We start from the raw sequence: 19,502 nt of genomic DNA on the forward strand, positions 1-19,502 counted from the left end.
AAAATTTGCTAATATAGCACCGTATTTTATAAAATGCTTGAATTTTGAATAATAAAGAGTTTACTTCGGAGCTGTCACGGAGGTTAGGATATACCATGAAGGATACATCCGAACTGATTGCATCTTTGCTATCGGATATGACGCAACAGTTGCAGGATGGAAATACGATTTACGTACAAGGTTTCGGTACTTTTGAGGTGAAGAAGAAAGCAGAACGCATCACTATTAATCCTACAACAAAGTCGCGTATGCTGGTTCCGCCCAAATTGGTGTTGAATTACAAGCCCAGTACGGCGCTGAAAGATAAATTCAAATAATCCCTATCTATACTTAATTTGTCTGTTGCTGAATTAATATGAATGAAAAACTGAACATACAGAATTTGATAGAGTTACTTGCCGAAAAGCACGGCATGGATAGAAAAAACGCCGATAATTTCGTGAAAGAATTTTTCTTGCTGATTGAAGAATCGCTGGAAAATGACAATTATGTAAAGATCAAAGGGTTGGGGACATTCAAACTCATTGATGTAGAAAGTCGTGAAAGCGTAAATGTCAATACGGGAGAGCGTTTTGAAATACAAGGGCATACAAAGGTTTCCTTTACTCCCGAGCCTACTTTAAAAGACTTGATAAACAAGCCTTTTTCTTACTTTGAAACAGTGGTGCTGAACGATGAAACGGTATTTGACGATACTCCGGTTGAAAAAGAAGAAATTGAAGAAGAAAAGGAAAGGGAGACTACCGGTGAGCAATCCGGCGAAATACCGGTTATAATTCCGGAAAACACTGCCGAAACAATCGAAATCGCTGAAAAACCAGAAGAGGTCATTGACCCGGAATCCTCCATTCCGGATGAAAAAACACCTGTTTATCTAACAGAATCTGCCGATTTACCGGCAGATTCGGATATCACTCCCGAACCTGTTGTTCAAGAGACAAAGCCATCCGGTTCTCCCGTTACACCTCCGATACATAAAAAAACGGATGATAGTTCCGCCGTGAAATATTATATAGGAATTGTAGTTTTGATAACATCCCTGTGTATAGGCGCAGTGCTATTCATGTATTATCCGGATTGGTTTGACGGGCTATTTTTCAATTCCAACCGGCAGACGGAAACAGTTGCCGATGCAAAAGACGAGAACCCGGAGTCTACTGTGGCTCTGACGGATAGTAGTATTAAAAAAGATACCGCAACGGCGATGAAAGAAGATACGGTAGCAGAAGTAGCAACCACGAAACCTGTTGCAACGCAAAAAAAGAAACCGACGCCATTTGAGCCTGATTCAGTTAACTATAAAATTGTTGGGACAAAAGCAACATATACAATAAAAGAAGGAGAAACATTGACGAGAGTGGCGCTTCGCTTCTATGGGACTAAAACGCTTTGGCCGTATATTGCGAAACATAATCCCGGCGTTATTAAAAATCCGGATAACGTTCCATACGGAACTGTAATCAAAATCCCGGAATTGGTTAAGAAATAACTGGATTTAAAATGTTGCACCCTTGCAAGTATATAATGATATTCTTGCAAGGGTGAATAATTATTTACCCTATCTGAGAAAATGAAAATCTTTTTTAGAACTATTGCAAACTACTAAACTCTATGAAAGTAGCTTAAACTAATCATTTTTTTATGAAAATTAGTTGGTATGGTTAAATTATTCCTGTACTTTTGGAATCGAAAAAAAACTTACCGGTAAAATACCGGATAAACCAGAAGAAATTAAATAATAAAAATAATAAAATTTATGACTGAAACAATTGATATCCGCGAACTGAATGAGCGGATTGAAAGGCAGAGTGCTTTCGTTACCAATCTTACTACTGGCATGGACCAGATTATCGTAGGACAAAAACATCTTGTAGAGTCATTGTTAATAGGCTTGTTGTCTGATGGACACGTACTGTTGGAAGGTGTGCCCGGTCTGGCAAAAACATTGGCAATTAAGACTTTAGCTTCGTTGATTGATGCGCAATACAGTCGCATACAGTTTACTCCTGACTTATTGCCCGCCGATGTTATCGGTACAATGGTTTACAGTCAGAAAGACGAAACTTTTCAAGTAAAAAAAGGTCCTGTTTTTGCTAACTTCGTACTGGCTGATGAAATCAACCGTGCTCCGGCTAAAGTACAGAGTGCTTTGCTGGAAGCTATGCAGGAACGCCAGGTAACTATTGGCAAGCAGACATTCCCATTGCCCGAGCCTTTCCTTGTACTTGCCACCCAAAATCCTATTGAACAAGAAGGTACGTATCCGTTGCCTGAGGCGCAGGTAGACCGTTTCATGTTGAAGGTGGTTATTGATTATCCGAAACTGGAAGAAGAAAAACTGATTATCCGCCAGAATATCAATGGCGAGAAATTCAATGTGAAACCGGTTCTGAAAGCGGAAGAGATTATTGAAGCCCGCAAAGTAGTTCGTCAGGTATATCTGGATGAAAAGATTGAACGCTATATTGTTGATATTGTATTTGCCACCCGTTATCCGGAGAAATACGATTTGAAGGAACTGAAAGACATGATAGGTTTTGGCGGTTCTCCCCGTGCTTCTATCAACCTGGCTCTGGCTGCCCGCACGTATGCGTTCATCAAACGCCGTGGTTATGTTATTCCTGAAGATGTACGCGCAGTGGCCCATGATGTATTGCGCCATCGTATTGGCCTGACGTACGAAGCGGAAGCCAGCAATTTGACTTCCGATGAAATCATCAGCAAGATACTGAATAAGGTTGAAGTTCCTTGATATAAGAATTTCGAATAGCTTCTGAAAGCTATTAATAAATGTGGGTAACGTTTTTAATAAATGTTACCGGCGTTTTTTAAGAACGTTGGGGTTATTTATTAACAGGATTTTCTACTATATAAATGGAAACAAGTGAATTGTTAAAAAAGGTACGTCAGATTGAAATAAAGACGCACGGATTATCCAGTAATATCTTTGCCGGGCAGTATCATTCGGCTTTCAAGGGTAGAGGTATGGCATTCTCCGAAGTGCGTGAATATCAGTTTGGTGATGATATACGTGACATTGATTGGAATGTGACCGCTCGCTTCAATAAACCTTATATAAAGGTATTCGAAGAGGAGCGCGAACTGACCGTAATGTTGTTGGTGGATGTTTCCGGTAGTTTGGAGTTCGGTACGGTGAAGCAGATGAAAAAGGATATGGTGACGGAAATAGCAGCTACGCTGGCATTTTCAGCCATACAGAATAACGATAAAATCGGTGTTATCTTTTTCTCCGACCGGATAGAAAAGTTTATTCCGCCTAAGAAAGGACGGAAACATATCTTGTATATCATCCGTGAGTTGATTGACTTTGAAGCGGAAAGCCGGCGTACAGACATCCGTTTGGGATTAGAATATCTGACGAATGTAATGAAGCGCCGTTGTACAGCTTTTCTTTTATCCGATTTCATTGATCAGGGAAACTTCAGAAGTGCAATGACTATTGCCAACCGGAAACATGATGTAGTCGCTATCCAGGTATATGACCGGAGGGTAGAGCAGTTGCCGGCTATTGGTTTGATGAAAATTAAAGATGCTGAGACAGGACATGAACAATGGATTGATACTTCGTCGCGTGCCGTTCGCCGCGCCCATCATAATTGGTGGGTGAACAAGCAGGAGGAATTGAACGAAACCTTCACTAAGAGTAATGTTGATAATGTATCGGTGCGTACTGATCAGGATTATGTCAAGGCATTGATGAATTTGTTTGCGAAACGAAATTAATCGGAAAAATGAAAAAATATCTATTTCTGATAACCCTATTGGGATTCCTGGCCGGCAAGGCTGTGGCGCAGTCGGTGACAGTGGATGCTACTATTGACTCCCTGCAAATATATATAGGCGAACAAGCGAAAATAAAGCTTCAAGTAGCATTGGATGCCGATAAACGAGCCATTTTCCCGGTTTATGTTGACACATTGATACGGGGCGTGGAGATTATTGATATTGCCAAGCCCGATACGCAGTATATAAATAACGATAAACGGATGCTGATAACTCAGGAGTACACAGTTACATCGTTCGATTCGGCATTGTATTATCTGCCTCCGATGGAAGTGACGATAGAGAATAAGGCATATCAATCTAATGCGTTGGCATTGAAGGTCTACTCTTTGAATGTACCGATAGATCCGGAGAATCCGGAACAGTTCTTCGGCCCTAAAACAGTGATGCAACCTCCTTTTGTATGGGAAGACTGGTATGGAATTATCATTTGCGCTGTATTGCTTATCCCGTTAGGCTTGTTGCTTATCTATCTGATAATGCGTATTTGTGATAATAAACCTATAATTCGCAAGGTGAAGGTGGAACCGAAGTTACCGCCACACCAACAGGCGATGAAAGAGATTGAGCGCATCAAGAGCGAAAAAGTATGGCAAAAGGGACAACCGAAGGAATACTATACGGAATTGACAGATGCTTTGCGTACTTATATCAAAAATCGTTTTGGTTTCAACGCATTGGAAATGACTTCTTCGGAAATCATAGAAAGATTGCTTGATATGGAAGATAAAGAAGCAATTGCAGATTTGCGTGTTCTTTTCCAGACAGCAGATTTGGTGAAATTCGCCAAGCATAATCCACTGATGAACGAGAATGACGCAAACTTGATTAATGCCATTGATTTCATCAACGAGACCAAAGAAAAGGAAGACGAAAATGCAAAACCGCAACCTACCGAAATCACTATTATTGAGAAGCGTTCGTTGCGTACCAAAATATTGCTGGGTGTTAGTATTGCTGTCTTGGCTGTTATCCTGGTGGGGTCACTCTTTTATATCGCAATGCAGTTATACAACAATTTTGCCTGATAGCAGAATGAGTAGTTACGCTTAATCGTGAATTGTAAATTGTTAAATAGTAAATACAATGGTTTTTGCCAATATTGAATATTTGTTTTTGTTGCTGTTGCTTATACCTTATATAATATGGTATATCATGAAGCGGAAGAATAATGAAGCCACACTTCAGATTTCGGATGCTCGTGTGTATGCACATACGCCGAAAAGTTATAAGAACTATTTGTTGCACATGCCTTTCATGCTGCGGATTGTTGCATTAGCGCTGATTATTGTAGTGCTGGCGCGCCCTCAAACAACTGATAGCTGGCAAAATAGTGAGATTGAAGGTATTGATATTATGCTGGCTATTGACGTATCTACCAGTATGCTGGCAGAAGACTTGAAGCCGAACCGGTTAGAAGCTGCAAAGGATGTGGCTGCTGAGTTTATCAATGGGCGTCCCAATGATAATATCGGTCTTACTTTGTTTGCAAGTGAAAGTTTCACGCAATGTCCATTGACGGTAGATCATGCAGTATTACTGAACTTGTTTCAAAGTATCAAGAGTGGTATTATTGAGGATGGCACGGCGGTTGGTATGGGTATTGCCAATGCGGTAACCCGTTTGAAAGATAGTAAGGCAAAATCCAAAGTAATCATCCTTTTGACAGATGGTACGAATAATAGGGGAGAAATTTCTCCGTTGACAGCAGCAGAAATAGCCAAAAGTTTTGGTATCCGTGTTTATACCATTGGGGTAGGCACGAATGGAATGGCGCCATATCCTTATCCGGTAGGCAACACCATACAGTATGTCAATATGCCGGTGGAAATTGATGAAAAAACACTGACGCAAATTGCCACTACTACCGAAGGTAATTATTTCCGTGCTACCAGTAATTCCAAGCTGAAAGAAGTGTATGGGGAGATAGACAAATTGGAGAGAACAAAACTGAATGTGAAGGAATATAGCAAACGTCAGGAGGAATACCGCTGGTTTGCTTTGGCTGCATTCTTGTGCGTATTACTGGAAATATTGCTCCGAAACTCTATCTTAAAGAAGATACCTTAAAAACAAAGTATTATAAGTAAATCATTAAATTGTACATAAAACGATGTTTCGATTTGAAGAACCTATATATTTATACCTGTTGCTCCTGTTGCCTTTCCTGGTAGCTTTCTATCTGTACTCCAATTACCGGAGACGGAAAGCAATCCGAAAGTTCGGTGACCCGGTGCTGATGGCGCAACTGATGCCGGATGTATCCAAATATCGTCCGGACATAAAATTCTGGTTGGCATTTGCTGCAATTGGTTTATTTGCAGTGTTGCTGGCGCGTCCTCAGTTTGGTTCTAAACTGGAGACTGTGAAGCGTCAGGGAGTAGAAGTAATAATAGCATTAGATATCTCCAACTCAATGCTGGCAAAAGACATACAACCCAGCCGTTTGGAAAAAGCCAAAAGGCTGGTAGCTCAACTGGTAGATAAGATGGAAAATGATAAGGTAGGTATGATTGTATTTGCCGGTGATGCTTTTACACAATTACCTATCACGAGTGATTATATTTCTGCCAAGATGTTTTTGGAATCTATTAATCCGTCGTTGATATCAAAGCAAGGAACGGCAATAGGAGCGGCTGTCAATCTGGCTACACGTAGCTTCACACCTCAGGAAGGAGTAGGACGTACTGTTATTGTCATTACTGATGGTGAAAATCATGAAGATGGTGCGGTGGAAGCTGCCAAAACAGCTACGGAGAAGGGTATTCAAGTTAGTGTTTTAGGGGTAGGTACACCCGATGGTGCGCCCATTCCGGTAGGAAATACGAATGATTTTCGCCGTGACCGTGAGGGAAATGTAATTGTCACTCGCCTGAATGAGCAGATGTGCCAAGAAATAGCTCAAGCAGGAAATGGGATATATGTGCGGGTCGATAATTCGAATGCTGCGCAAAAGGCGATTACCCAGGAAATTGATAAAATGGCGAAAGCGGATGTGGAAACGCAGGTATATACAGAGTTTAATGAACAGTTTCAATCTATTGCCTGGATTATTCTGTTATTGTTATTGGTTGAAATGCTAATACTGGAACGCAAGAACCCGCTATTCCGTAATATCCATTTGTTTAAAAAGTAAGAAGGTATGATGAGAAATAGAATTGTCGGAAGTATCTTGCTGTTATTGACGGCTCTTTCGGTTTCTGCTCAAAAGGCAGAACGCAATTATATTCGTAAAGGAAACCGTGCTTACAAAGATAGCACGTATGTAAATGCTGAGGTAAACTATCGTAAGGCTATTGATGCAAATCCGGCATCAGCTGTGGCTATGTACAACCTGGGGAATACGCTTATGCAACAAAATAAGTTGCAGGAAGCTATGGAACAGTTTGTAACTGCAACCAAAATGGAAAAGGACAAGAATAAGCTTGCCCAGATTTATCATAATATGGGAGTCATATTCCATGCCGGTAAAGATTATGAAAAGGCAATAGAAGCATATAAGGAGTCATTGCGTAATAACCCGAAAGATGATGAGACCCGTTATAATCTGGCTTTGGCTCAGAAAATGCGGAAAGATCAGCAGAATCAACAAAATCAGAATCAGAACCAGAACCAAGATCAGAAAGATCAGGAACAAAAACAGGATGAACAGGAACAAAAACAGCAAGATCAACAGCAGCAGAATCAGCAACCACCTCAACAGCAAGATAATCAAATGTCGAAGGAAAATGCGGAACAGCTTCTGAAGTCGGTTATGCAGGATGAGAAAGAAGTTCAGGATAAAGTTAAAAAGCAGCAGGTTATCCAAGGGGGACGCTTGGAAAAGGATTGGTAAATAATAAAAGATACGATAAATATATGAGAAAATTGATTTTCTTATGGATAGCATTGGTAACAGTCTGTTTGCAGGTTTATGCAGACGATAAGGTATCGTTTACAGCATCTGCTCCTGATGCTGTAGCGGTAGGTGACCAGTTTAGACTGGCATATACAGTGACCACACAGAAGATTAGGGATTTCCGTGTTCCTACCATCAAAGGGTTTGAGGTGTTGATGGGACCCAGTCGCTCACAGCAAACCAGCATGCAGATTGCTCAAGGTGTGTCAACTTCAACCACCAGTATTACCTTTACTTATATATTAATGGCTACTGTTGAAGGAGACTTCACTATTCCGGGAGCCACGATTATGGCGGATGGTAATCAGTTGGTTTCTAATTCAGTGCATGTAAAAGTACTTCCGGCTGATCAGGCAGGAGCGGCAGCATCTTCAAACAGTGGCGGTCAGCAGCAAGGTAATACGAGTCGTGCTTCATCAGGGACTTCGGTTTCCAATCAGGACTTGTTTATTACGGCTACGGCAAGTAAGGCGAATGTGTACGAGCAAGAAGCTTTTTTGTTGACCTACAAAATTTATACGTTAGTTGATTTACGTGGCTTTGATAATGTGAAACTACCTGATTTTAAAGGATTTCATTCACAGGAAGTTGAACTTTCAAATGATCGAAAATGGGGTTTGGAACATTACAAAGGAAGAAATTACCAGACTACTGTTTACCGGCAGTTTGTACTCTTTCCTCAGCAATCCGGCAAATTAGCTATTGAACCGGCACGTTTCGATGCTTCCATAGCTAAAGCTACTCATGTAACTGATCCGTTTGATGCGTTTTTTAATGGTGGCAACAATTATGTAGAAATCAAAAAAACGCTGATGACACCAAAAGTTACAATTGATGTTAAGCCTTTGCCGGAAGGTAAGCCTGCCGATTTTTCAGGTGGAGTAGGAGACTTTAGCATTTCCTCTTCTATTAATAGCACCAATGTGAAGACAAACGATGCCGTTACTATTAAACTTGTTATATCCGGTACGGGTAATCTGAAGTTGATAGGTGAACCCAAAGTTAAGTTTCCGGATGATTTCGAAGTATATGATCCAAAAGTGGATAATAAATTCCGCTTGACGAATGCAGGACTTTCAGGCAGTAACGTGATTGAATACTTGGCTATTCCGCGTAATGCGGGAACGTTCAAAATACCAGCTGTGACGTTTAGTTACTTCGATATAAAGTCTCGCTCTTACAAAACGTTGACGACCGAGGAATATGAACTGCATGTAGAGAAAGGTGAAGGTAATGCGACTCAAAGTATTGCAAACTTCACAAATAAAGAAGACCTGAGAATCCTGAATGAGGATATTCGTTTTATCAAGCAGAATGATGTAACACTTTCTCAAAAGGGTGACTTCTTCTTTGATTCTATGGTATATTGGTTACTTTATTTAATACCCGGCATTGCGTTTATTATCTTCTTTATTATTTATCGCAAACAGATAGCCGCCAATGCCAACGTTGCGAAAATGCGTACCAAAAAAGCCAATAAAGTAGCTGTTAAACGTATGAAACAGGCTGGTAAGTTATTGGCTGAGAATAAAAAGGATGTTTTCTATGACGAAGTATTAAGAGCTCTTTGGGGATATATCAGCGATAAACTGAACATTCCGGTTTCGAAACTTTCGAAAGATAATATTGAGGAAAAACTTCGTAAGCATGGAGTAGAGGATGATTTGATTAGAGAATTCCTGGCAGCTTTGAATGATTGTGAATTTGTGCGTTTTGCCCCTGGTGACGATAATCAAGCAATGGATAAAATCTACTCGGCTTCATTGGCAGTGATTAGCAAAATGGAAAATTCTATAAGACATTAATTTAAGGAGGTTATATAATGAAAAAGATATTGTTTTTTGCTCTTGGCTTATTTATGGCAATGACCTCTTGGGGGCAGGTAGCATCGGATACGTTGCGAAATACAAATGATTCAGTATCAATAGGTTCTCATACGGAGTTCTCTGCGGTAAAGCAACCGGAAGGTATGACAAAAGCAGAAGGAGATAGTGCGTATATGAAAAATGACTATACTTCTGCCATTCAGATTTATGAAACTCTATTGAAAGAAGGAGAGGCTGCTGAAATATATTATAATTTGGGAAACAGTTATTATAAGGCTGGTGATATAGCAAGGGCCATTTTGAATTACGAACGTGCATTGTTGTTGCAACCTGGCAATGCCGATATTCGTGCTAATTTGGAAATAGCTCGTGCAAAAACTGTTGATAAAGTAATCCCAATACCGGAAATATTCTTTGTGTCTTGGACTAAATCATTGATTAACAGTTTGAGTATAGATGCTTGGGCAAAGATAGGTATTGTCTGCTTCTTATTGTTGCTGACATCTCTTTATTTCTTTTTCTTTTCTAAACAGATTGTATGGAAAAAGGCGGGATTTATCACGGGGTGTGTGTCTCTGGTATTAGTTATATTGGCAAATGTTTTTGCTTTCCAGCAGAAAAACGAATTACTGAATCGTAAGAACGCCATCATATTAACTCCAAGCGTAACAGTGCGTAGTACTCCCAGCGAAAGTGGCACAAGTTTATTCATATTACATGAAGGGCGGAAAGTTAAAATTGAAGATAACTCTATGCGCGAATGGAAAGAAATTCACTTGGAAGATGGTAAAGTAGGGTGGGTGCCTGCATCATCCATAGAGATTATATAAGTTCTACAAGAAATCTATTCTTTAGGCAGGTTTCTCTTATTTCTTAAAAAAGATAGCGAAATAATTTGTTTTATCTTTTTTTTTCTTTAAATTTATAGCGTGATAAATGAAACTCATAGAGTTATTAACTATTAAATTTATGAACATGAGAACAATAACATTCAATGAACTTCGTAGAATCAAAGATTCATTACCCAGTGGTAGTATGCATAGAATAGCCGATGAGCTTGGAATGAACGTTGATACAGTAAGAAATTTTTTTGGAGGACATAATTTTAAGGAAGGTAAAAGTGTTGGAATACACTTGGAACCCGGACCGGATGGTGGCTTAGTTATGTTAGATGATACTACTGTTCTGGATAGAGCTTTGAGGATTTTAGATGATATGAATACCGAACCTGTTCGAGTTTAAGAAGAAAGAGTATAAATGAGTCCCAATTGATAAACAAACAATTGGGATTTATTATTTGTTTCATATTAAAGTTTACGGAAATTTATTACTCAACGTACATGCGTGTGCGCATATACAAAAACAAATCTACAAGAAGTCTATTATAAACAACTATCAATTATGGAAGACAAGTTAGTAACTTTAGCTATTCTGACTTATGCTAAAGCACAGATATTGAAGAATGTACTTGAAAATGAAGGTATTGAGACCTATATTCATAACGTAAATCAAATACAGCCTGTTGTATCTTCCGGTGTGCGTCTGCGCATAAAGGAAAGTGATTTGCCACATGCGTTAAAGATTACTGAAAGTTCTGCATGGCTTTCGGAAGAAGTAGTGGGAGGGAAGTCTCCTAAGGTAGAGGAACTGAGTAACAAAGTTTTAATTCCTGTTGATTTTTCAAATTATTCGATGAAAGCATGTGAATTTGGCTTTAATTTTGCACAGAACATGGGTGCGGAAGTTGTTTTATTACATGTCTATTTCACACCGATTTATACAACCTCATTACCTTATGGAGATGTTTTCAACTATCAGATTACTGATGATGAAAACACGAAAAACATATTACAAAAAGTACATGCGGATTTGAATGCTTTATCCGATAAAGTAAAGGATAAAGTAGACTCCGGAGAATTCCCAAACATTAAATATAGTTGTGTATTACGTGAAGGTATTCCGGAAGAAGAGATTCTTCGTTATTCAAAAGACTATCGGCCACGTGTTGTTATCATGGGTACCCGAGGTAAAAATCAAAAAGATATTGATTTAATTGGTAGCGTAACTGCTGAAGTTATTGAACGAAGCCGCATACCGGTTCTTGCTATTCCGGAAAATACTCCATTTAAGCAATTAGCAGAAGCTAAACGAATTGCGTTTATTACCAATTTTGATCAAAGAGATTTAATTGCATTTGACTCATTGATTACTTCCTTGAAATCGTTTCATTTCACGATATCTTTTATTCACTTATCAGATGTGAAAGACACATGGGATGAAATTAGATTAGGTGGTATTAAAGAGTATTTTCAGAAACAGTATCCGGATTTAGAAATACATTATGATGTCGTGGAGAATGATGATTTCTTAAATAGTTTAGAAAACTATATCAAAACTAATCACATTGATATTATGACATTAACAACATATAAACGGAATATTTTTTCTCGGTTATTTAATCCCGGTATTGCCAGAAAAATGATTTTCCACTCTGACACGCCATTATTGGTTATTTATGGACAACAGTCAAACTAAACAAATAACTAAGGCACGCATTCTCATGTTAATATCGCGATTATGTTTAATATATAATCGGATCATTTATTATTCATATCCTTCAATGGCATAATCATGCTATCCATGATTAACAAATAAAGCCTAACCAAAATATTTGGTTAGGCTTTTATCGTAGAAAGCGTTAAAGATATGCAGCTTGCTTACATCAGCTTTTCTATTTCTTCAAACTCTGGCCCCATATCCAAATTGTAGTAGACTCTATAAAGGCCATTCAACCATAAATCTCTTTGGTCAGGTTTTAGTTCTCTTGCCTTTTCGTAGCAAGGTTTTGCTTTTTCATAGAAATTCTTCAATGTAACCTGATCTTCTTTGTATTTCGGATCGTTGACATCAGCAGTTGCTTGTTCAGAGAAATCCTGAGCTTGCAGACAGTAAATTAATCCCAGATTAGAATATGCTTCTGCATAAGTAGGATCAGTTTCTATTGTTTTTTTGTAGAATTCAATAGCCTTATCATATTCTTTTGTATTATGATAGAGATACCCTTTTACATATAGATAGAATGTATTATTCGGATCTTTAGCCAACATGTCATCGGCAAACTTCATAGCTTCATCATATTTATTGTTATTGCTATAATAATCAATCAAATGACCAAAAAAGAATGCGTGATTCGGGTATTTTTCTATACCATTTTTCAAAGAAGCAATCCACTTAACAGTATCACCTTGTGCTTTATAAGCTGAAGAAATGTATTCCATAGCATATTGACCAACTTCCTTATCGTTTTGTGCCAACGGAGCATACTTCAAAATATTGGGATAATCTTCCATTTTAGCGGCTGCTAAGCTTGCGTAATATGCAACCTGAGGCAATACAGTATCAGTTTCCAAGAAATTTTCATTTTCGAACATCGGATTTTGAGCAACTTCAATATAAGTTCCGAAATAATCTAATGCCTCCTTGTTATTATTCATGTTATAGAACTGGATACCGCCATTAATCAAGTTGGGACGTTCTGTCAAAATAGCAGCACTATTGGCCTTTCTGTACTTGTTTTTGACTTTACCCTTTTCGTTGGGAAGCTGTGCAAGCTCGTCACATTTGAGATAATATTTGCACATGTTTAATGCGCTACTATATACCTTAAGCGTATCGTAAGGTTTTCTTAAATAGGCATTTTCCATTTGCTTTTCATTAATTCTCTTTTGAATAAAACCTGCAACATCCCAAGTATTGGCATCGTCCTTTGTTTCGGAGTTAGTCAAAGCTTGATTAATGAGTTGCTCGGCTTTATTAAAATCCGGGTTCGTTTCACTTGCAATGCTTTTAGCTTCTTTCACGCTCTTCTCCTGAGCAAAAGTGAAGCTTGCAACAAGCAATAAAATCACTGAAAATAATACACTTTTCATGATAACTGTTAAATTTAAATTAATATTATGTCTATTCTTCATTTTCATTATTTGCCTCATTACCAAAGTTGTAGTTCTCCTCTCCTCCTTCGGTATCATTTATCAGAACGGGAGATATTGGAGAATTATCACCATCTGTATCAACCGGAATTTCATCTGCCATATTCTCTGATGTGACCTTACATACCGAACCGATTTCATCGTTTCTCTTCTCTAAGTTAATCAGTCGGACACCTTGCGTAGCGCGACCCATGATGCGAACGTTTGCTACTTTTAGTCGAATAGTGATACCGGATTTATTTATAATCATCAAATCATTATCATCGGTTACAGATTTGATGGCTACCAGTTTACCGGTTTTATCCGTGATATTCATTGTCTTTACACCTTTACCGCCACGGTTGGTCTTACGATAATCTTCAATATCCGAACGTTTGCCGTAACCTTGTTCGGAAACAACCATAATGGTTTCTGTTTCAAGATCTTTAATGCAAATCATTCCGATAACTTCATCTTGCCCGTCTTCATCAAGAGTCATACCGCGTACGCCGGTTGCAATACGTCCCATAACACGCACGGCGCTTTCATGGAAGCGGATGGCACGACCATTACAGTTGGCGATAATGATTTCGTTGTCACCATTGGTCATACGTACTTCAATAACACGGTCGTCTTCACGGATTGTAATAGCGTTTACACCGTTTTGACGAGGACGCGAGTACTGTTCAAGCAATGTTTTCTTGATGATACCGTTCTTGGTGCAGAATACGACATAATGACTGTTTATATATTCTTCATCGGCAAGGCTTTTCACTCTCAGATATGCGTTTACTGCATCGTCAGAGTCGATATTCAGCAGATTCTGAATAGCGCGGCCTTTTGAATTTTTGCTGCCTTCGGGAATTTCATATACCTTAAGCCAGTAGCATTTACCTTTCTGGGTAAAGAACATCATGGTGTTATGCATGGTTGCCGGGTATATATGTTCGATGAAGTCTTCATCGCGGGTATCTGTACCTTTTGAACCTACTCCACCACGGTTTTGGGCACGGAATTCGCTTAGCGGAGTACGCTTAATGTATCCCATGTGCGATATGGTAATAATCATTTCGTCGTCTGCATAGAAATCTTCCGGGTTGAATTCTTCGGATGCATAAACGATTTCCGAACGACGTCCGTCTCCATATTTGGCTTTTACTTCAAGCAACTCATCGGTGATAACTTTACGGCAAAGTACTTCGTTTGAAAGAATTTCTTCGTAATAAGCGATTTGCTTCATCACTTCTTCGTATTCGGCATGAAGCTGGTCCTGCATCAGTCCGGTAAGTTGGCGCAAACGCATTTCAACGATGGCGCGAGACTGGATTTCGGTTAACTGGAAACGTTCCATCAAACCGGCAATAGCTTCATTCGGTGTTTTGGCGGCACGGATGATACGGATTACTTCATCAATATTATCGGATGCGATGATTAAACCTTCCAGGATGTGGGCACGTTCTTTGGCTTTACGCAGGTCGTATTGCGTACGGCGAATCACTACTTCGTGACGGTGTTCTATAAAGTATTTAATCAGATCTTTCAGATTTAGCAGACGGGGACGTCCATGCACTAACGCTACGTTGTTGACACTAAAGGAGGTTTGCAATTGTGTCATTTTGTAGAGTTTGTTCAGCACTACGCTTGCATTGGCATCACGCTTAATGTCAACGACGATACGCATACCTTGACGGTCGGATTCATCATTGGCATTTGAAATGCCTTCAATCTTTTTATCATTTGCCAAATCAGCGATGTATTTTATTAACTCAGCTTTGTTAACGCCATACGGGATTTCGGTAATGACTATTTTGTCATGTGTGGAGCCGGTTTCTATTTCTGCTTTAGCACGCATTATTACACGGCCGCGACCGGTGAGATATGCTTCACGCACACCGCTCATACCATATATATATCCTCCTGTAGGGAAATCGGGAGCTTTTACGTAGTTCATCAGCTCCTCTATTTCGATATCGTTATTTTCTATGTATGCGACGCAGGCATCAATAACTTCCGCCAGATTATGTGTCGGCATATTTGTGGCCATACCTACTGCGATACCGGAAGCTCCATTTACCAGAAGGTTCGGGATGCGGGTCGGCATTACGGTGGGTTCTGACAAAGAGTCGTCAAAATTGCTTTGCATGTCAACGGTTTCTTTATCGAGATCCTGCATGGTTTCTTCACCAATCTTTCGCAGGCGACATTCGGTGTAGCGCATAGCTGCTGCACTATCACCGTCTACCGAACCGTAGTTACCCTGGCCGTCTACCAACATATAACGCATTGCCCAAGGCTGTGCCATGCGAACCAATGCGCCATAAACGGAAGAGTCACCGTGGGGGTGATATTTACCTAATACTTCACCTACTACTCTGGCTGATTTTTTATAAGGTTTATCAGACGTATTTCCTAATCCCATCATCCCGAAAAGAATTCTACGGTGGACAGGCTTAAAACCATCTCTAACATCCGGAAGGGCACGTGAAACAATGACTGACATGGAATAGTCAATGTATGATGACTTCATTTCCTCCTCGATGTTTATCTTTATAATTCTGTCTTGTTCAAGCATTTAAAAAGATTATTAATTATACATTCTTTGGTTTGTGAAAAACCACGCTAAAGTACTGCTTTTTTGTGATATACAAAAGCTTTCTTTATTAAACTTTGTTTCGTGACCATGGGAGTAGCATTAAAATCAGAGCAACCGTACCGAAAGGTTTATTCCTGCCGGTATTGCTATGAACTGATTCTGCTTAGCCTGTCATTTAGTATTGATTTATAATAAATCTATCTCTGCGATTGCATAAATCTTTTCGTTCGACGGCTGTCGAATGATTATGCGATATCTGTCGAATAATTATTCGACAGCTGTCGAACGCATATTCGACAACCGTCGAACGAAAAGATTTATGCAAAACAGATATTAGTTTTTAGCGAACAGAGAACTAAATCTTAATGAATCAACAATTAGTAATTAATGCGAGTCAGGAGTTAACATAGTTATCTAACTCCTGTCCTGTGAATGATGCAGGCTCGAGAACCTGAATAAAAACAATGCAGGCTAATGTTTTTTATATATAAATAAAGGTGGCAACTTTATTAATAAGACTGAGTATTTTATATGTAGGTTAAACTATGGCACAAGATTTGTGTTCTAATAGATAAATGAATGTATTGCATTCCGGAAATTATTAATTTAGGTATCTTTGTACCGCTAAATAATGCCTTAGAATTAAGGAAGGAGAATAAAATATGAATAATCAGTTTTCACAAAGAGTTTCAGACGTTATAACCTATAGCAAAGAAGAAGCTAACCGGCTGAAGAATAGATATATCGGCCCGGAGCATCTCTTACTTGGCATGTTGCGAGATGGTGGAGGGAAAGCTATAGAAATATTGCTGAAACTGGATATAGACCTGTTCAGAGTAAAAAAACGTCTGGAAGGCTTCTTAAAAGAGATTGAAGATGATAATTTGCTGCCTGATGCTGACATTTCATTGTCTCCGATGGCAGCCAAAATCATGAAAATGTGCATACTCGAGGCTCGTCTGCTGAAGAGCGCCACTGCCGATACGGAACATGTACTGCTGGCTATCTTAAAAGACGGTAACAATTTGGCCGCTACGGTTTTAGAAGAAAGCAACGTGGATTATAAGTCTATATTTGAACAGCTTTCCATGAAAGCCAGCCCAAATGCGGGTATGGGTTTCACGGAGGATGATGAAGAAGAGGAAGAGGAAATAAACATGGCTTCACGTTCTTCGCAAAGCGCCGGTCAACGGTCGTCTACGCAGACTGCATCCAAGAAACCGTCCAATGATACTCCGGTACTGGACAACTTTGGCATGGACATGACGCGGGCTGCCGAAGAAGGTCGCTTGGATCCGGTAGTAGGCCGTGAACGTGAGATAGAACGCTTGGCGCAGGTATTGAGTCGTCGCAAGAAAAACAATCCCGTTTTGATTGGCGAGCCTGGTGTAGGTAAATCGGCCATTGTAGAAGGGTTGGCATTACGTATCGTTCAGAGAAAGGTGTCCAGGATACTGTTTGATAAGCGTGTGGTTATGCTTGACATGTCCTCCGTAGTGGCAGGAACCAAATACCGGGGGCAGTTTGAAGAACGTATCCGTTCTATTATCAATGAGCTTCAGAAGAATCCGAATGTTATTTTGTTCATCGACGAAATACATACCATTGTAGGCGCCGGAGCCGCAGCCGGTTCTATGGATGCCGCTAATATGCTGAAACCGGCTTTGGCGCGTGGCGAGATACAATGTATCGGCGCCACTACCCTCAACGAATATAGAAAAAACATTGAAAAAGACGGCGCTTTGGAACGTCGTTTCCAGAAAGTGATTGTAGCACCAACCACAGCCGAGGAAACTCTCCAGATATTGAAGAATATCAAGGAGAAATACGAAGACCATCACAATGTGATTTATACGGACGAAGCGCTCGAAGCATGTGTCAAGTTGACAGGCCGTTACATTACCGACCGCAACTTCCCCGATAAAGCTATTGATGCTTTGGACGAAGCCGGATCACGGGTTCATCTCACGAATATAACCGTTCCGAAAGAAGTTGAAGAACAGGAAAAACTGATAGAAGAAGCCCGTCAACAAAAGGCGGATGCGGTGAAATCGCAGAATTTTGAACTTGCCGCCAGTTATCGTGACCGCGAAAAAGACCTTTCCATTCATCTGGAAGAAATAAAAGTGGAATGGGAAGCCCGCTTGAAAGACGACCGCCAAACGGTTAATGAAGAAGAAATTGCCAATGTCGTATCCATGATATCCGGTGTACCCGTACAGCGTATGGCCCAGGCAGAAGGCATAAAACTTGCAGGCATGAAAAATGACCTGCAAGCCAAGGTAATAGCTCAGGATGCAGCCATCGAGAAAGTAACGAAAGCCATCCTGCGTAGCCGTGTAGGCTTGAAAGACCCGAATCATCCGATAGGAACATTCCTGTTCTTAGGGCCTACGGGTGTAGGTAAAACCCACTTGGCTAAACAGTTGGCTAAATATATGTTTGGTTCTGCCGATGCGTTAATCCGTATTGACATGAGCGAATATATGGAAAAATTCACTGTTTCCCGTTTGGTTGGTGCCCCTCCGGGATACGTCGGCTATGAAGAAGGCGGACAGTTGACAGAAAAAGTGCGTCGCAGACCATACTCCATCGTACTGTTGGACGAGATTGAAAAAGCGCATCCGGATGTGTTCAATATCCTGTTGCAGCTAATGGACGAAGGACGTTTGACTGACAGTTATGGCAGAACAGTGGACTTTAAAAATACGGTCGTTATCATGACCTCTAATATTGGTACACGACAGTTGAAGGAGTTCGAACGCGGTGTTGGCTTTACTGCTCAGAACCGTACGGACCATAAAGAATATTCACGCAGTGTGATACAAAAGGCGCTGAATAAATCATTCGCTCCGGAGTTCCTGAACCGTATTGACGAAATTATAACTTTCGACCAACTCTCGTTAGATGCCATTAAGGAAATTATTGATATCGAGCTTAAAGGCCTGTATGGACGTATGGAAGCGCTTGGATATAAACTTGTCATAGATGATAAAGCCAAATCATTTATGGCAACAAAAGGTTACGACATACAGTTTGGCGCCCGTCCGTTGAAACGCGCCATTCAAACCTATCTGGAAGATGGGCTGTCGGAACTTATAGTTACTTCCGAATTACAATCCGGCGATACAGTTTCCGTTTCTCTGAATGAAGAAAAAGAGGAACTGGATATTAAGAAACTGTGAGTTGTTCATCCGCAGATAGTGCAGATAACACGGATTAGGGTTTTAGATAAATCGGCGTAATCTGTGTCATCTGCGGATGAAAAGACTGAAAAATATCCTCAAAAACAACTCTTAGTAAGCGTAAGTAAATGTTCATAATTAGTTTATACTATATTTTTTAGACGCAGATAACGCGGATGACACGGATCTCTTTTTGTTTTCCGGGCAGGCTAACGTAGCGCAGCATTT

15 protein-coding genes are annotated in these 19,502 nt (G+C 40.0%); 13 read left to right on the top strand and 2 right to left on the bottom strand.

The window, feature by feature from the left end; genetic code table 11:
- The first annotated feature begins 44 nt into the window (after positions 1-44).
- The 12 genes from B2Z67_RS04795 to B2Z67_RS04850 all read left to right on the top strand — a co-directional run bounded on the left by B2Z67_RS04795 (position 45) and on the right by B2Z67_RS04850 (position 12,063).
- Positions 45-317 (top strand): HU family DNA-binding protein, encoded by a 273-nt coding sequence (locus B2Z67_RS04795; protein WP_291528679.1) that lies wholly within the window; start codon positions 45-47, stop codon positions 315-317.
- A 38-nt stretch (positions 318-355) separates the two neighbouring features.
- Positions 356-1,489 carry an HU family DNA-binding protein gene (locus B2Z67_RS04800; protein ID WP_291528680.1) on the top strand — a complete coding sequence of 378 codons (1,134 nt, stop codon included), beginning with the start codon at positions 356-358 and terminating at the stop codon, positions 1,487-1,489.
- A gap of 267 nt (positions 1,490-1,756) precedes the next feature.
- A complete protein-coding gene (locus B2Z67_RS04805) occupies positions 1,757-2,752 on the top strand; it encodes an AAA family ATPase (RefSeq protein ID WP_291528681.1) in 996 nt (331 codons plus the stop codon).
- A 122-nt stretch (positions 2,753-2,874) separates the two neighbouring features.
- A complete protein-coding gene (locus tag B2Z67_RS04810) occupies positions 2,875-3,744 on the top strand; it encodes a DUF58 domain-containing protein (RefSeq protein ID WP_291528682.1) in 870 nt (289 codons plus the stop codon).
- Between the two features lie 8 nt (positions 3,745-3,752).
- Positions 3,753-4,832, top strand: a complete 1,080-nt coding sequence (locus B2Z67_RS04815) for a hypothetical protein (RefSeq protein WP_291528683.1) — start codon at positions 3,753-3,755, stop codon at positions 4,830-4,832.
- A gap of 58 nt (positions 4,833-4,890) precedes the next feature.
- Positions 4,891-5,874 (top strand): vWA domain-containing protein, encoded by a 984-nt coding sequence (locus B2Z67_RS04820; protein ID WP_291528684.1) that lies wholly within the window; start codon positions 4,891-4,893, stop codon positions 5,872-5,874.
- 43 nt (positions 5,875-5,917) lie between these two features.
- Positions 5,918-6,940, top strand: coding sequence for a VWA domain-containing protein (locus tag B2Z67_RS04825; RefSeq protein ID WP_291528685.1), 1,023 nt, complete (start codon positions 5,918-5,920; stop codon positions 6,938-6,940).
- A gap of 6 nt (positions 6,941-6,946) precedes the next feature.
- Positions 6,947-7,639 (top strand): tetratricopeptide repeat protein, encoded by a 693-nt coding sequence (locus tag B2Z67_RS04830; RefSeq protein WP_291528686.1) that lies wholly within the window; start codon positions 6,947-6,949, stop codon positions 7,637-7,639.
- A gap of 23 nt (positions 7,640-7,662) precedes the next feature.
- Complete coding sequence (locus B2Z67_RS04835) at positions 7,663-9,507, top strand: BatD family protein (RefSeq protein ID WP_291528687.1); 1,845 nt, start codon at positions 7,663-7,665, stop codon at positions 9,505-9,507.
- A 14-nt stretch (positions 9,508-9,521) separates the two neighbouring features.
- Complete coding sequence (locus B2Z67_RS04840) at positions 9,522-10,358, top strand: tetratricopeptide repeat protein (RefSeq protein WP_291528697.1); 837 nt, start codon at positions 9,522-9,524, stop codon at positions 10,356-10,358.
- A gap of 145 nt (positions 10,359-10,503) precedes the next feature.
- Positions 10,504-10,770: a DNA-binding protein gene (locus B2Z67_RS04845; RefSeq protein WP_291528698.1), complete on the top strand. Its 267-nt coding sequence runs from the start codon at positions 10,504-10,506 to the stop codon at positions 10,768-10,770.
- Between the two features lie 159 nt (positions 10,771-10,929).
- Entirely contained in the window at positions 10,930-12,063 is a 1,134-nt protein-coding gene (locus B2Z67_RS04850; protein WP_291528688.1) for a universal stress protein, read from the top strand.
- A gap of 182 nt (positions 12,064-12,245) precedes the next feature.
- On the opposite strand, the gene B2Z67_RS04855 is transcribed toward B2Z67_RS04850, so the two are convergent.
- Positions 12,246-13,505, bottom strand: coding sequence for a tetratricopeptide repeat protein (locus B2Z67_RS04855; protein ID WP_291528689.1), 1,260 nt, complete (start codon positions 13,503-13,505; stop codon positions 12,246-12,248).
- A complete protein-coding gene (gyrA, locus tag B2Z67_RS04860; RefSeq protein WP_291528690.1) occupies positions 13,489-16,068 on the bottom strand; it encodes a DNA gyrase subunit A in 2,580 nt (859 codons plus the stop codon). Before gyrA ends, B2Z67_RS04855 begins: the two co-directional genes overlap by 17 nt.
- A 683-nt stretch (positions 16,069-16,751) precedes the next feature.
- Between gyrA and B2Z67_RS04865 the strand changes: the two genes are divergently transcribed.
- Positions 16,752-19,274 (top strand): ATP-dependent Clp protease ATP-binding subunit, encoded by a 2,523-nt coding sequence (locus B2Z67_RS04865; RefSeq protein WP_291528691.1) that lies wholly within the window; start codon positions 16,752-16,754, stop codon positions 19,272-19,274.
- The last annotated feature ends 228 nt before the right edge of the window (positions 19,275-19,502 follow it).

The organism is Bacteroides sp. UBA939 (assembly GCF_002293435.1).
Taxonomy (GTDB): Bacteria; Bacteroidota; Bacteroidia; order Bacteroidales; family Bacteroidaceae; genus Bacteroides.

Excerpts from the sequence above, each read along its gene's own strand:
- B2Z67_RS04865 (WP_291528691.1), top strand. The coding sequence starts at position 16,752 with ATGAATAATCAGTTTTCACAAAGAGTTTCAGACGTTATAACCTATAGC.
- B2Z67_RS04825 (WP_291528685.1), top strand. The coding sequence starts at position 5,918 with ATGTTTCGATTTGAAGAACCTATATATTTATACCTGTTGCTCCTGTTG.
- B2Z67_RS04850 (WP_291528688.1), top strand. The coding sequence starts at position 10,930 with ATGGAAGACAAGTTAGTAACTTTAGCTATTCTGACTTATGCTAAAGCA.
- B2Z67_RS04855 (WP_291528689.1), bottom strand. The coding sequence starts at position 13,505 with ATGAAAATGAAGAATAGACATAATATTAATTTAAATTTAACAGTTATC.
- B2Z67_RS04820 (WP_291528684.1), top strand. The coding sequence starts at position 4,891 with ATGGTTTTTGCCAATATTGAATATTTGTTTTTGTTGCTGTTGCTTATA.
- B2Z67_RS04830 (WP_291528686.1), top strand. The coding sequence starts at position 6,947 with ATGATGAGAAATAGAATTGTCGGAAGTATCTTGCTGTTATTGACGGCT.
- B2Z67_RS04845 (WP_291528698.1), top strand. The coding sequence starts at position 10,504 with ATGAGAACAATAACATTCAATGAACTTCGTAGAATCAAAGATTCATTA.
- B2Z67_RS04835 (WP_291528687.1), top strand. The coding sequence starts at position 7,663 with ATGAGAAAATTGATTTTCTTATGGATAGCATTGGTAACAGTCTGTTTG.
- B2Z67_RS04800 (WP_291528680.1), top strand. The coding sequence starts at position 356 with ATGAATGAAAAACTGAACATACAGAATTTGATAGAGTTACTTGCCGAA.
- gyrA (WP_291528690.1), bottom strand. The coding sequence starts at position 16,068 with ATGCTTGAACAAGACAGAATTATAAAGATAAACATCGAGGAGGAAATG.
- B2Z67_RS04805 (WP_291528681.1), top strand. The coding sequence starts at position 1,757 with ATGACTGAAACAATTGATATCCGCGAACTGAATGAGCGGATTGAAAGG.
- B2Z67_RS04810 (WP_291528682.1), top strand. The coding sequence starts at position 2,875 with ATGGAAACAAGTGAATTGTTAAAAAAGGTACGTCAGATTGAAATAAAG.
- B2Z67_RS04815 (WP_291528683.1), top strand. The coding sequence starts at position 3,753 with ATGAAAAAATATCTATTTCTGATAACCCTATTGGGATTCCTGGCCGGC.